Genomic DNA, 14,380 nt, shown 5'->3' with positions numbered 1-14,380 from the left:
ACTTGCTACTTATATAAAAATATACGCATAATTTCTAGTGTTGGCGATCGAGTTTTATCCCGATCTTCTCTTCACCTTATGAAAAAAAACTTAAAACTTAAATTCCTGACGATCGCCCTGATTGCAAGCTTAGCAATAATCGGTGTCGGATGCGATCGCCTTTTCAAAAAATCCTTTCAACTCCCCGCCTCAGCCAAACAAGAACCCTGGCCCGTACAAACAGGCCTCCGAGTCAACATCCTCCGCGACAACATCCCAACAGTCAACCGCATAGTTTTAGTCCCCGACGAAGCCACATTCTTAGCAGCAATCCAAAAATGGAATCTCAAAGGAAACTGGCCCATTCTCATCGAAGACAAAAAATACACGCCGATGTTTTTGCAGCGCTTCCAACCCGAAGAAATCGTCCGTTTGCCGAGCATCAAACAGCAACTCCCAAAAGGTCAAAAACTCCAACAATTAATGCTCAACAGCGCAGCAGCAGCCTGGGATGCCACGGATGCTCAAACCTTAAAAACAAAATGGAAGGAACTTGGCTGGGAACCCCCAGGAGTAGTAATCACATCAGAAAACGACCCCGCACGTACAGCAGCAGTTGCCTTAGCAGCAGCCCGCGGCCAACCCTTAGTATTTCTCGAAGGTAACTTCAGAAAACCCAACGATAACCTCAATGATGCACAGTGGAAAAATCTGCAAACAGCAGTTACCAAAGCCGTCGAATCCACCGGATATTTTTACTCTCAACTCGGAGACGCGATCGACACAATCACCATTGTACGACAACTAGCAGTAAAATATCAATCCCCCAAAAACAAAGACGAACAATGGGCTGTTACCGACGGTTTGGGAAGGCATCCCAACGGCGAACGGTGGGCCGCCGCCGGCTGGATTTACGGATCAGAAGTGCGATCGATCTATCAAGCCATGTGTGCCATATTTCTCGACAGCCAAACAGCCATGCTTTATGACAGCTACCCCAAAGAAGGAAATTGGGGAAAATACGAAATGGAGTCAGCAGCTAGCGAACTAAAAAGCATAGGCTTGAATGTCGAATTAGTGCAGCAACCAGAAGCTAGCCTGCAAAAGTGGCGTAGTTTAGCATCAAAACCGTGGACATTTGACTTAATATTGATGAATTCTAAAGGCTATCCAAAATCATTTCAAGTCGGTAACGGCGATGCTGTAGTTGACGACATACCAAAACTGCAATTTCCCGCAGCAATCCACATGATTCACAGTTGGTCAGCATCCGCTCCAGATGATGCAAATACCGTTGCCGGCAGGTGGTTGCAAAATGGCGCTTACGCATATGTTGGTAGCGTCAACGAACCTTTGTTATCTGCATTTCTTCCACCTAAAATAATGGTCGATCGCCTAAAACGAGGCGCACCCTTTTTAATGGCAGCCCGCCAGCTAGAATCGCCTCCTTGGAAAGTCGCCACCATCGGCGATCCGCTAATGTCGATCGCCAAACCCAGACCCAGAATCCCGGCCGCACAACAACCAATCAAGTGATTTTAGATTTTAGATTCTAATGCAAAAAACATCTTGCAAAAATCCAAAATATCTGGAATTGCATCTGCGTTAATCCCCGTTAATCCGCTAATATCTGCGGTTTTCCGTGTGAATTCAAAAACCGTATCGTGGAATAAATATAAAACTCTTCAATTTTTCAATATAGTGAGCATACAATAATATCGAATCTACTGAGTTTCTTAATTTGTCATTTAAGCCCCTCATCTGTTCCAAACAATCAGCCATAAAATACATCTTAATTAACATCATTCCCCCAAAAAACATAACTATATGCTCGCGCTCTCAAACACCCGATTCATCATTCATTCCCAATTCTTCAATTCTTCAATCTAAAATCCAAAATCTAAAATCGCATAGCTTGTCAATTCCCCTAAAATCACTCAAAATGAGAATAAGAAATAAACTGTAATATTTATCTAACTTCTCAAAGAAGAATTAACCGTTCAATGACAGCCACCCCTCCTGTGGATCTGCCGCCACCTGATCCAACCGCAGAAACTCCCGAAGCCTCCCGCCTCAGCCCGCTGTTCAACCGTCTGCACCTTAGCCCGGAAACCCTCCTGCTCATCCTCTCCCTAGTCATAGGGGGAGTTACGGGCGCAGGCGTCGTCACCTTTCACTACCTGATCCACTTCATCCACAGCCTGATGCTGGAAGACTTCATGGGCGCGATCGCCTCGAAAGGCCCTTGGACGCTAGCCTGCATTCCCACCCTGGGCGGAGTCATCATCGGGCTGATGCGCTGGCGGTTTCGGGATTTTGGCCCGAATATGTCATCGTTAATTGCAGCCACCCGCGGCCTGCAAGAACTCTCCCCCCTCAAACCCATCACCAAAATGGTGGCCGCCTCAGTATCCCTCGGCACCGGCGCATCCCTCGGCCCGGAAGCCCCCAGCGTCGAAATCGGCGCCAACTTCGGAATGCTGCTGGCTCAAGTCTTGCAGCTCTCCCCAGAACGGCAGCGCTTGCTCCTCGGCGCGGGAGCTGCAGCAGGTTTATCCGCCGGGTTTAACTCTCCCATCGCCGGAGTGTTTTTTGCCCTAGAAGTCGTGCTCGGCAGCACCTTCGCCACTTCCTCAGTCAGCGTTGTCTTGCTCTCTGCCGTAGTTTCGGCGCTGATCGCTCAAATTTGTTTGGGATCTCAGCCGGCCTTTGCTTTGCCTGTCTACGATGTCCGTAGCCCGCTAGAACTGCCTCTGTACATGGGATTGGGACTTTTGGCGAGCTGTGTGTCCCTAGCTTATACAGAAGCAATTCAATTGACCGATCGCTGTTTTCAAGGAAAAATCCGAGGATTTGGTTGGCTCGGACGACTGCCCCGCCCGTTTCATCCGATCCTCGGCGGCGCGATTGTCGGTTTAGTGGCTTTGCAGTTTCCTCAAGTTTTGGGCGTAGGCTACGAAACAGTTGAAGCCATGCTGCAAGATGTGAAATTTTCCTTGCCTTTGCTGTTGTTGCTGCTATTGGTCAAACTGGCGGTGACAGCAATCAGCCTCGGTAGCGGTTTGGTGGGGGGGATATTCGCTCCGGCGATGTTTTTGGGAGCTTGTCTGGGTTCGGCTTACGGCATCTTTTTGGAAATGATCCCGGCATTGAGCGATCGAGTTGCAGGCCCTGCTGCCTACGCAATGGTGGGAATGGCCGCCATCCTCGCCGGCAGCGCCAAAGCACCGCTGACAGCCATTTTGTTGATGTTTGAATTAACCCGCGATTACAGGATTGTGTTGCCTTTGATGGCTGCAGTCGGATTGAGCGTTTGGCTGGTGGAGTTTGTCAACCGCCGATCGACCACTCACAGCCTTAACCTGCACCAAATGGGCGTAGATGTCGCTGTCAATTCCCCGATCGCAGCCAGAGAGCAGTTGCAGGATTGGGAAGATGCTCTGGGCGATCGGATCGTCACAGAGTTGATTTCTTGCCCGCTCCCCATTGACGGCGAACACAGTATTGATCGACCAGAACCCACCGACGCCCCAGTGCTAGCCCTCGCTAATTCACATTCTTCCGAAAAAGTCAACCCCAATAAAGAATAAAAAACAGCGTGACAGCAGAAACAGACGAAGAACGGGAGAATTGAGAATTCTTCCCTCTGCGTTCTCTGCGCCCTCTGTGGTTAATTCCTGTTCCTTCAGATTTCAGCTAAAATAACCAAATATTATTAACAATAGGCAGAGAGGGGCTTCGGTGGCAGGAAACGAGGCAACTGCAAAAAACAAAAGTCAAAAAATACCCGGAAAAACCCCCTTGGGTTCCACTCATTACAGCTTGTTAGGGCTGCATCCTTCAGCCTCAGTAATCGAAATTCGGCGATCGTACCGGGAACTGAGCAAACTCTACCATCCCGATACCACCGAGCTGCCGCCCTCCGTCGCCACCGCCAAATTTCAGCAACTCAACAATGCCTACGCCACCCTCAGCAACCCAGAACGTCGCCTCGCCTACGACCTCAAAATAGGCTATTCTCGCCTGAACGTGATTGGGCCGCCCCCAGGCTTCGAGACTCCGGTTTCCGGCTCCGGCAAAAAAACTTCCAACTCCGCTTACCTAGATCCCACGGATCGACCTCTTTCTCCAGGAGAAATGTTCGCCCTGTTGATCATGGGAGCTACCTTAATCGGATGTTTGGTACTGGCGATCACGATCGGCTTAATTCGCGGCAATTAAAGCCTCAAACCCCAAATCTCCAATCTAAAGTCGGAAATCCTCAATCGAAAATCCCCAATCTCAAATCTAAAATCTCAAATCTAAAATCCCATGACTCTTCCTTCCGCTGACACTCCTTTGTACAACCATCCACTCCCGGAAATCGAGCAGTGGCTAAAAAGCCGCGGCTGCCAGCAAGATCGGCGAGAACTCCACTGCTGGCAGATCGAGCAACTTACATGGAAAGCAGAACTCTCCCTCGATCTTGACCAACTCACCATCCGCTACATCGATGCTGGAGCCGACGGCCAAGACATTCAGCGAGCATTCAAATACTCGCTCTCACGTCAGGACATTGAAGCTGCCGTTTTCTCCGGCCCCTAATTTGATTTTAGATTGGCGATTTTAGATTTTAGATTGAGAAATACATTTCAGAATCTACCTACTTGGCAACTGAAAAATTCATCTAAAATCCCAAATCTAAAATCCCAAATCGTTAGACTTTGCCAAATCGGCGGTTACGTTGCTGATAAGTAGACAAAGCGCGGTGAAACTCTGATCGATCAAAATCCGGCCACAGCGTCTCAGTAATGTAAATTTCCGCATAAGCCATTTGCCATAGTAAAAAATTGCTCAACCGCATTTCCCCACTCGTCCGGATCAGCAAATCCGGGTCACAAACATCAGCAGTATACAAATAGCGTTTAAATAAAACCTCATCAATCTCCTCCGGCTGCAACTTGCCCTCTTTCACCTGAGTGGCGATCGCCCGACAAGCCTGTACAATCTCCTGGCGGCCGCCGTAATTCGTCGCCACCCGAAACAGAATCCCACGATTGTGCTGAGTTGCCGTCACAGAACGCTCGATTTCCGCCTGCAAAGACTTCGGCAAAGCCTGCAAATTCCCCATAAATTGAATTTGCACATCCTCGTCCACCATCTCCCGCAATTCTTGCCGCAGCTTCCCCTCAAACAAACTCATCAAAAAATCCACCTCCCCGGCCGGCCGCCCCCAATTCTCCGTCGAAAAAGCATAGGCCGTTAAAGCTGGAATCCCCCAATCTTTGCAGCAGCGCAGCAATTCCTTGAGAGCGCTAGCTCCTCGGCGGTGGCCCGCAATCCGCGGCAACCCCTTATTCTTAGCCCAGCGCCCGTTCCCGTCCATAATCACTGCGATGTGCTTAGGCAGTAGTTCTAGTTGTAGATCCGCAGGCAACTTTTCCAAGCAAATTCCTTGACTCATGGTTTCTCCCGATTACCCGACTAACGGCGCAGTATCCGCTTTAATAGCGTCACTCCCTTCAATCCTATCTGCCGTCCGAAATTGCCGATCGGAATTGGAGCCACAGCTCTTTCTCCCTCGGACGGAAACAGCTTTGCTTCCAGCAATTCCTTAAGTTTGTTGCTAGTCAAAGGTCGATTTAAAATTCCCATCTGCGCCAGAGAAATAGAACCCGTTTCCTCCGACACCACCACGCACACGCAAGCTTGCACCCGTTCCGTAATCCCCATCGCAGCCCGGTGGCGGGTTCCCAACTGCCGCGACGCAGTGCGATCGGACAAAGGCAAAATTACCCCCGCCGACACGATCCGCGAACCTCGAATCAAAACAGCTCCGTCGTGCAGCAAAGTTTGCGGCTGAAAGATTGTCTGCAACAATTCTTTAGAAACTTCAGCATTTAGCTTGAGTCCCGGCACCGAAAAATCTCGATCGTCGATCGGAGAATCTGTTTCTATAATTAGTAAAGCGCCCGTGCGGTTTTGCGAAAGTTCTTTTACTGCGTCCACAATTTCATCTATTACGCTGTCCGGTTCGGGATTTGGTCGGCGATCGCGTCCAAACAATTGCCGAAATTCCCCCCGACCCAATTGTTCCAGAAATCGGCGAAACTCCGATTGCAATATTACCGCCATTGCCACAGCCGAACCAGTCACCAAGCTGTTGAGGGCAACGTGCAACAGCCTCAATCCAGCCCAGTTGCTCACCGCCGCCGCCAGCATCAAAATGATAAATCCCCGTACCATCCACAGCGTTCTGCGCTCGCCAACAATGACGAGCACCAAATACGCAAGGGCAAAAACCAGTCCAATATCGATCCCTTGAATCAATAAGGACTGAACCAGGGCCAAGTCAAAGCCAGATTGTTGATTGTTCATGGTTCATCGAACGCTACCGCCTGTGAACCGCGAACCGTGATGCACTCGAACCCGTGAACCATGAACAGTTGTTATAAGGAATATGCTGAAAATCCCCGTGTTTTTAGACAGGGGAGTGTCAATCCAATCGTGTGACTGAACAAGGCAAAAGTTAAAAGTGAAAAGGCAATCATCACTAAGTAAACATGGATTGTCTTTCTTTTAACTTTTAACTTTTAACTTTTAACTTCTAAGTTTTTACTTTTGAACTCCGAGTCGTTCAGGAAGGCGATCGAGCCTCAGCAAATCCTGGTAAGTTTCCCGCTGTAAAATCGTGTTAACTTCCCCATTTTTCACTAAAACCGCTGCCGGTCGGGGTACTCGGTTGTAGTTAGAAGACATACTGTAATTGTATGCTCCTGTCGCCGTAACGGCGAGAATATCTCCGGCGTGACACTCTGGCAATTTAGCATCTTTAATCAGAACATCGCCTGACTCGCAGTGTTTTCCAGCAATTGTCACTGTTTCCGTTAAGGGATCGCGCATTTTGCCGGCTGCGAGGATTCGATACACTGATTGATAGGTAATAGGACGCGGATTGTCCGACATTCCCCCATCCACAGCTAAATACGTCCGCATTCCCGGAATTACTTTTTTAGAACCTACGGTGTAAGCTGTAACGCAGGCTGTACCCACGAGCGATCGCCCCGGTTCGCAAAGCAATTTCGGTAATGGCAATTGCTGCAGCTCGCAAGCTGCTACCACTGCGGTGCAAATTGTCCGAGCCCAATCGTCAATGCTAGGAGGATCGTCCGTCTCAGTATAGCGAATGCCCAACCCGCCGCCAATATTAATTTCTGTCGCAGGCAAATCATAACTTTGTGCTTTTGTCAAGGCCTGAATTATGACCTCGGCTAAGTCGTCGTGGGGTTGCAGTTCAAAAATCTGAGAGCCGATGTGAGCGTGCACTCCCACACAATATAAGGACGGCTGTTCGCTGATGAACTTAAATACTCGATCGAGCGAATTGGGATCGAAGCCAAATTTACTGTCGATTTGACCCGTCTGAATGTACTCGTGGGTGTGACACTCAATTCCAGGAGTAAACCGTACCATAACTCGTGTCGGCTCACCTGTGAGGCTGCTGACACCGGATTCTCCCAACTCTGCTAGAGTCTCTAAATCCCGCCAATTGTCGGCTACGGTAATGCAGCCGCTTTCGACAGCTAGCCGCAGTTCCTCGCGGGACTTGTTGTTACCGTGGAAGTAGATTTTGTCGGGACTGACGCCGGCTTGCAGTGCAGTGTAGATTTCTCCGGCGGATACGACATCTATGCCTAAACCTTCCGAAGCTGCGATCGCGCAAACTGCCAAACAACTCCAAGCTTTAGAAGCATAGAGCACTTGAGATTCGCCCGGATAGTAACGCTTAAAAGCATCCCGGTACTGGCTGCAAGCCGCCCGCAGCGTTTCTTCGTCTAAAATATACAACGGCGAGCCAAATTGCTCCACCAAAGCTGTCACTTCGCAGCCTCCGATTTCCAGCCGGTCTCGGCTGTTAACGCGGGCTGTCAGCGGTAACAGTTCTTGATTGGGCGATCGAGTTTGCAGAGCCTGTTGAGTCTCAGACAGATACTTAAGTCCCGATTCCACCCCGAAAGATTGAGTTGATACCATCGCGCAATAACTATCCTAGGTTATTAGTCAGCAGTCATTAATCAGCAGTCAGCAGTCGGCAGTCATTAATCAGCAGTCATTGGTCGTTGGCAGTAGACTAATGTCTGGAGACTTGTGAGTCATGACTCAAAACTAGCAACAAACAGCTAATCGCTACTGTGTTTTCCAGTGTACAATTTACAGCCGTGCGTTTTCTACAAATTAAACATCTTGCCACCGAAGACCTCAACAGTGCAGTCGAACTCGATCGCCTCTGTTTTGGCGGACTTTGGACGATCGAAGGCTACAGACGCGAGTTAGACAGTCCTAACAGCGATTTATTGGGTTTGTGGGCATCGGAAACAGCAGACTGCGCCTCAGAAAAATTGGACAGCGAACTCGATCCTTTTGATATTTTCTCCCCTCAAAACCGGGCGGGCACCGGGGCACCGCCCCTACAGACAACCCAAACGCTCATCGGTTTGGGTTGTCTGTGGGCAATTTTAGAAGAAGCTCATATTACAATTTTGGCGATCGATCCGCGCTTTCAAGGTCAGGGTTTGGGACAAGCTCTGCTTTGGGTTTTGCTAACATCGGCAAACCGCAGACAATTAGAACGGGCAACTTTAGAAGTGCGAGCATCTAATTCGATCGCACTGTCTCTGTACAAAAAATTTGGCTTTAAAGAGGCAGGACGGCGCAAGCGATACTACGCAGATACAGGAGAAGATGCTGTAATTATGTGGCGCAGCGGCATTGAAAAACCCGAATTTCAGAAGTATTTGGGGGTTGAAAAAGTGCAAATTTGCGATCGGCTGCATCAGAAAAACTGGCATTTGGCGATCGAGAGTGGCTCTTGATTACCTGTTATGCTTAACTTGTAATTAAGCATCATAACTTGGCTGTACAATAAAGGGTTCTAGCCGTGGGTCGCCCGTATTCTTAGCCTCAAATGCTAAGGATAATGACTACACTTATTACCTATCAAAGCTTTTAGGCTAGCGGACAGGTATGTTTAGCATACCAAGTAAGGATAAGGAAAAACCACATTTTAGCACAATAAGTACGGAAAAGCCCCTTTTTTTGGTATTTTTACTAGGTTTTTATGTTAGCGCTTTTTGTATATATTTGCATTCATTGAGATGCACCCTTTCGCATATCGCATTTCAGTAAGCCAAAGCTTTTCTCCTCAAGGGGTCGTCACCATTTTAGTAGAAAAGCAGACCTCAAAGTCATAAAAAAGCTGGCATCAATTTATTTATTTGTGACCCCATCTTCCAGAGACTTATACTTCGATCCATCAGGCATAACAGCACCTGCGAGCAAAGCACCACTCAGGTCAGAAATGCTAACTTTAGCACCTTTGAGATTTGCACCACTTAGGTAGGCACTCTTCAGGTTAGCACCACTCAAACTAGCATTCGTCAAATTGACGCCGCTCATATTTGCGTTACTCAAGTCTGCACAAATTAAATTAGCGCCACTGAGGTTGGCACTACTGAGATTAACCTGACTCAAGCGAGCAAAACTCAGGTTGGCATCACTGAGATTAGCACCGCTCAATTTAGCCTGACTGAGGTTAGCATTATTGAGGTTAGCGTGGCTCAGATTAGCATTACTGAGGTCGGCTTCACTCAATTTTGTTTCACTTAGATTGGCGCGAGAGAGATTAATAGCTACTAACTCTGCACCAATAGCATCTACACCTCTCAGAGAAACACCATCCTCATTCAAATCTTGGAGTGCCAGAATTCTTGCATAGCTAACTTTTACGCCGTGTGCTGCATCAACTATACTCCAAGCTTGGTAATGAAATTGCTTTCTGCGATCCGGAGCTTCCTTAATGAATAAAATTAAAGCAACGACCATACTAAGAGCATCCACACTCTGCAAAACCTCTCCAATCAGAGAATTATCATCCGCCGCCACATAAATTATGATGAACAGAACTGCTGAAACAATAGCCACTAACCAGGCAGGTTGTGTCCAAAAATTATCAATAAATTTTTCTAAAATTCCTTTGAGAACTTCACCCAATCGCTGAATGAGTGATTGCTCTTGAAATTTCTGATAACTATCAGTTATGTTCGTGAGCGCTTTTTGGATAATTTCACCATCCAACTGAATTGATACTAAAGGCTTTTTCTGTTGCTCGGTTTGCGGCGCGATTGGCTTAGATTCGTTCAGTAATTGTGTCTTTGATTCTTGTGGCTGATGGTAGGTGACATCTTTTTTATCTATGACAACATTTGGTGAAGAATCTGCACCTGCGCCTTTTAACATCAAACCTGTAATTGCTCTGTAGGCATCTGTCCACGCCAGCTTTACTTCGGGAGTCCAATCTTCTTGGAGATACTGCTCAAAAGCCATCAGCAGTGCGTCTCCAACTGGACCATAATATTTGGGAATTACCCCATAGCCGATGTGTCTGCCTCCCAAGGCATTGAGAACTGGTACTAAAGCTTCTGGAGAGCGAAGATTTTCTACTACCAATACCAAAGCATTTATGAGTTTTTTCTGTTGCTTTTCTAGCTCAATATTGGCAAACAGCGGTTTAAAATTGGGGTGAGCCATGAAGAGGTTTTCGTAGAAGCTAGCGGCAAATTTATCAGCACAAGGTTTGATTTTCTCGAAACTGCTTTCCAGTACCTCTACGGCTAACTCTGGCTCTTTTTCGGGAACTGATTCTAGTTGGTGATTAGCTGCTACAGTCACCGGTTTCTCTGGAATTATCTCTATTTTTAATTGAACTTTTTCAGGTGTAGAAACTGCTCCTGCGCCTTTTAACATCAAAGCAGTAATAGCTCTGTAGGCATCTGTCCACGCCAGCTTTAAATCAGGTGTCCAATCTTGCTGGAGAGACTGCTCCAAAGCACTCAGCAGTGCATCTCCAACTGGACCGTAATATTTGGGAATTACTCCATAACCGATGTGTCTGCCTCCCAAGGCATTTAGAACAGGCTCCAAAGCTTCTGGAGAGCGGATATTTTCTACTACTAAAACCAGAGCATTAATCAGCTTCTTCTGTTGCTTTGCCATATCAGTTGTGGCAAACAGGGGTTTCAACTCTGGGTGAGTTGCAAACAATTTTTCGTAGAAGCTAGCGGCAAATTCATCAGCACGAGGTTTAACTTTCTCAAAACTTTGTTCTAAAAGTTCAACATTTAAAGACATATTTTTGTTTCTCTCTTGAAAGTTGACGATCCCTTGTATAAAGACCGGGATTTCTGGACTGTCCAGCGCTTACTAATGCTTTTTACAGAGTTTCTAGAGGTGCATAATCTTCTTCTGCACCGTTTAACATCAGAGCGGTAATTGCTGTTAAGGCATCTACCCAGGCTTGTTTGACTTCAATAGTCCAATCTTGCTGGAGATACTGTTCAAAAGTCATCAGTAGTGCTTCTCCAACTGCGGGGTAATGTTGGGGAATTGTCCCATATCCAACGTGTTTGGCTCCTAAAGTTTTGAGAGCTTTCCCTAAAACTTCTGGTTTACGGAGATTTTGGATCACTAAGACTAGAGCAGCTATCAGATGTTTCCGTTGTTCTACCATGTTAGTGTGGGCAAACAGCGGTTTTACTTCCGGGTGAGCTGCAAACAGGTTTTCGTAGAAGCTAGCTACGAAATCATTGGCGCGAGGTTTGATTTGCTCGAAACTTTGCTCTAACAGTTCAACATTTAAAGACATATTTTTGTTCCTTGATTGAAAGTTGACGCTCCCTTGTCTCAAGACAGGGTTTTTTAACTATCCGGCTCTGAATGAATGCTTTTGATAGAGTGTTTGGAACCTGAGAGTTTCTTTGCTGACGCCAGGGCCAGATATTACAAACTCAAATTTTCCAACTCTTGCGACAGGGTAGCCATAAAGTCTTCTGCATCCTTGATGCCCATTTCTCCCAAAGCTTTCCACTCTTCACTACTGTAATCTAAATCGAGTCCCATCACGTCCTGCGTCCAATAAGGCAAATTAGATGGATTTTCCATTAGCTCACAGGTGAGCCTTAAAATGTCTGTTCCGGTCGTATTTTTTCTAACCTTTGTCGCCAAGCAAAAGGAGAGTAACTTCGCCAAATTACTTTCTGGGGGAATGGCTATTAAAAATGCCATGTTTTGTGCTACTACAAACTTGTCTAATTTCATTGGTGTATTTTCCTTGGTTAATCTTTAGGGCTATCTGAAAGCAAACTTGCCGGACGATGCACAGACGTTTCCGAAACAAGATGGGGAATTTTGCCATTACCATCATCTGGTTCTGATACATCCATACTTTTGGGGATAGCAGCAAGTTGGATACCTTCAGAGTTGAACCGTTCCCGAATCATCCGGATCGCGTCTGAATGGACTGTCCAAAAATCCTCTTTTTTCACCCACCCATCGGCCTTCAGACTGATGTAGTAATCTTCAATGCTCCACACTTGGGTGCTGGGGGCTGGAACTGCTAAAACTTTGGGATGCGATTTGAGAATTTCTACGAGCAATTGCTCCACTTTACCCAGGTTTTCATCAAAGCCAATCCGCAAGCAGTGTGTAAATTTACGAGTTGGACTGTGACTCAGGTTTTCGATAGTGTCCCCCCAAACTGTGTTGTTAGGAACGTTAAACATTTGACCGTCAAGGCCTTGAATTTTCGTGTTAGCTAAGGTGATGGACTCTACCCATCCCCAGAGTTCGCCGAGTTTGATTTCGTCACCGACATCGAAGGGCTTGTAAGCCATAATCATCAAGCCGCTGGCTATGTTACCCAGGTTGCTTTGCAGCGCGAACGCCAAAATGAAACTCAAACCTCCAACCAGGGCTAAAACTGGACCGAGGCTGACTTCCAGCGCTGTCAGAGCAACTAGAAACCCGACCACAACTCCGCCCCGCTTGACCAGCATCACGATAAATTTACGCATGATTCTCGATGTGCCACCGAATAGCGCCAGCAGTCGGTTGAGGATGGCGCCGAGGATTTGAGAGACAATGACGGAAACAATCACAATCCCGACGAACTTCCCTGTATTTCCCGCCCAGCGCAGCCCACCTTCTTCAGCTTTGGCCCAAGCCAGAAGTCGCACGCCCAAACCTTGGGTATCTTTGGTATCGACATCGATACTCATAACTGCTTTAGTGTACTGGCGGTAGGGCTTGGGATCGCCACCTTTTTTCTCCAGTTCTTCTAAGATGACGTTAAAGCGATCGTTGATCGCCGTTAGCTGCGACTGGAGTTCGGTAACAGTGAGTACGAGTTGGTTCTTTGCAGCAGACTCCGCATCGGTACTCTTTTGCAAATTTTCGGTCGTTTTTTTGAGTTCCTGTTGTTTTTGTTGGAGGTTCTGTTGGTTGTTGACGACTCCGGGCTCCCCAGCAACTTTCTCTTCGCCGTTATTTTTAATTTCGGTGTTTTCAACGGCGGCTGTGGCGTTGTCTCGCTCTTGGGACGATTGCCCTGTTACAGTAGCCCCAATATCTTTGAGCAGTTGTTTGAGGGCTTCGTCGGCTTTTTCGACCTGCTGGGTGGCTTGCTCGTATTGCGGTGAATCGGGAGGGGCACCTTTTTGAGCTTCTTGGGCCGACTCGAAGGCTTTGATCGCTGCTTCTAGTTTTTCGATCGTTTTGCTCGCCTCGGAATAAGCTAGAGAGTCCGCAACGCTCCGATCTCGATCGGCCTTTATTTTATCAAGAGTTTGTTTGGCTGTTTCTAAGTCACCGGTTTTTTGAGCTTTTTCCAGCGTCTTATTCGATGTCTCGTCTTGTTTTAATTCGGCTTTGGTTATTTTCGATTTCTCGACTGCTGACTGGGCTTTTTTGAGGCTTTCTTTGGCTTCTTCTACCTTTTTCGTTCCTTCTAGATATTGTGACGAACCAGGGGCAGCACCTTTTTGAGCTTGCTCGGCCGCTTCCAGGGCTTGCGTGGCTTTTTCTAGGGAATCAATGCCTTCTTGTTCTTGGCTGATGGCTTGATTCTCGCGCTTGATGGTAACTTCAGCTTCGCTGATTTCGTGGGCTTTTTTTTGGAGCACAAGCATCCACGCTGCTGCCTCGTCTCGGAGTTCTTCGAGAGTGAGCGGCTTAACGAGGATTTTCAGTTCATCAACGGGAATATTCAGAGCTTTGGTAGTAGTTGCTGCTTTGGGGTCTGGTGGTTTCTCTGGTTTAACTTGTTCCACCTTTTCCTTTGGAGTGTTGTCATCGGGAGCTGGCTCTTGCTCCTGCGATCGCACTGGAGTCGTCCATACCACAGCAACACAAACGACTGCTGTCAGGATAATTGCTCGAATTTTATAACGTGACATTTGCTAAATTCTCCCGATTTTGATATCTCACAAGTTCATTCCAAAACTATGTTTTTAAATAGAAAATTTGATGTACTGTGGAGCGACTGAATCTGTAAATTGCTCCTGTCTTGAACTTGGAGCTGACAGAATTT

12 protein-coding genes are annotated in these 14,380 nt (G+C 47.2%); 5 read left to right on the top strand and 7 right to left on the bottom strand.

All coding sequences use genetic code 11. The features are described 5' to 3' along the window. The first annotated feature begins 78 nt into the window (after positions 1-78). The 4 genes from QUA44_RS18190 (at position 79) to QUA44_RS18175 (ending at position 4,563) form a co-directional block, all read left to right on the top strand. Positions 79-1,515 (top strand): hypothetical protein, encoded by a 1,437-nt coding sequence (locus tag QUA44_RS18190; protein WP_333252917.1) that lies wholly within the window; start codon positions 79-81, stop codon positions 1,513-1,515. Between the two features lie 467 nt (positions 1,516-1,982). Continuing rightward, the gene (locus QUA44_RS18185) at positions 1,983-3,569 is read left to right on the top strand and encodes a chloride channel protein (protein WP_333252919.1); all 1,587 of its coding nucleotides are present in this window, start codon (positions 1,983-1,985) and stop codon (positions 3,567-3,569) included. Between the two features lie 151 nt (positions 3,570-3,720). Beyond that, complete coding sequence (locus tag QUA44_RS18180) at positions 3,721-4,200, top strand: J domain-containing protein (RefSeq protein ID WP_333252921.1); 480 nt, start codon at positions 3,721-3,723, stop codon at positions 4,198-4,200. A 90-nt stretch (positions 4,201-4,290) separates the two neighbouring features. Beyond that, entirely contained in the window at positions 4,291-4,563 is a 273-nt protein-coding gene (locus QUA44_RS18175; protein WP_333252923.1) for a DUF3143 domain-containing protein, read from the top strand. A gap of 112 nt (positions 4,564-4,675) precedes the next feature. Here QUA44_RS18175 and QUA44_RS18170 read toward each other — a convergent pair whose 3' ends face one another. The 3 genes from QUA44_RS18170 to lysA all read right to left on the bottom strand — a co-directional run bounded on the left by QUA44_RS18170 (position 4,676) and on the right by lysA (position 7,992). After that, positions 4,676-5,422, bottom strand: coding sequence for an isoprenyl transferase (locus tag QUA44_RS18170; RefSeq protein WP_333252924.1), 747 nt, complete (start codon positions 5,420-5,422; stop codon positions 4,676-4,678). A gap of 20 nt (positions 5,423-5,442) precedes the next feature. Then, complete coding sequence (gene cdaA / locus QUA44_RS18165) at positions 5,443-6,336, bottom strand: diadenylate cyclase CdaA (RefSeq protein ID WP_333252925.1); 894 nt, start codon at positions 6,334-6,336, stop codon at positions 5,443-5,445. Between the two features lie 237 nt (positions 6,337-6,573). Beyond that, positions 6,574-7,992, bottom strand: a complete 1,419-nt coding sequence (lysA, locus tag QUA44_RS18160) for a diaminopimelate decarboxylase (RefSeq protein WP_333252927.1) — start codon at positions 7,990-7,992, stop codon at positions 6,574-6,576. Between the two features lie 185 nt (positions 7,993-8,177). On the opposite strand from lysA, the gene rimI reads away from it, so the two are divergent. Beyond that, entirely contained in the window at positions 8,178-8,831 is a 654-nt protein-coding gene (gene rimI / locus QUA44_RS18155; protein WP_333252929.1) for a ribosomal protein S18-alanine N-acetyltransferase, read from the top strand. Positions 8,832-9,225: 394 nt separating this feature from the next. On the opposite strand, the gene QUA44_RS18150 is transcribed toward rimI, so the two are convergent. The 4 genes from QUA44_RS18150 to QUA44_RS18135 all read right to left on the bottom strand — a co-directional run bounded on the left by QUA44_RS18150 (position 9,226) and on the right by QUA44_RS18135 (position 14,246). Next, positions 9,226-11,145, bottom strand: coding sequence for a pentapeptide repeat-containing protein (locus QUA44_RS18150; RefSeq protein ID WP_333252931.1), 1,920 nt, complete (start codon positions 11,143-11,145; stop codon positions 9,226-9,228). A gap of 82 nt (positions 11,146-11,227) precedes the next feature. Then, on the bottom strand, positions 11,228-11,659 hold the full coding sequence (locus QUA44_RS18145) for a globin family protein (RefSeq protein WP_333252933.1): 432 nt from the start codon (positions 11,657-11,659) through the stop codon (positions 11,228-11,230). 134 nt (positions 11,660-11,793) lie between these two features. After that, a complete protein-coding gene (locus QUA44_RS18140) occupies positions 11,794-12,111 on the bottom strand; it encodes a hypothetical protein (protein WP_333252935.1) in 318 nt (105 codons plus the stop codon). A 17-nt stretch (positions 12,112-12,128) separates the two neighbouring features. Beyond that, positions 12,129-14,246: a mechanosensitive ion channel domain-containing protein gene (locus QUA44_RS18135; protein WP_333252937.1), complete on the bottom strand. Its 2,118-nt coding sequence runs from the start codon at positions 14,244-14,246 to the stop codon at positions 12,129-12,131. Between the last annotated feature and the right edge of the window lie 134 nt (positions 14,247-14,380).

It is taken from the genome of Microcoleus sp. N9_A2 (assembly GCF_036701775.1).
Taxonomy (GTDB): Bacteria; Cyanobacteriota; Cyanobacteriia; order Cyanobacteriales; family Microcoleaceae; genus Microcoleus.
Note: the sequence above shows the minus strand (reverse complement) of the source record. Positions and strands in the feature narration are given on the sequence as shown.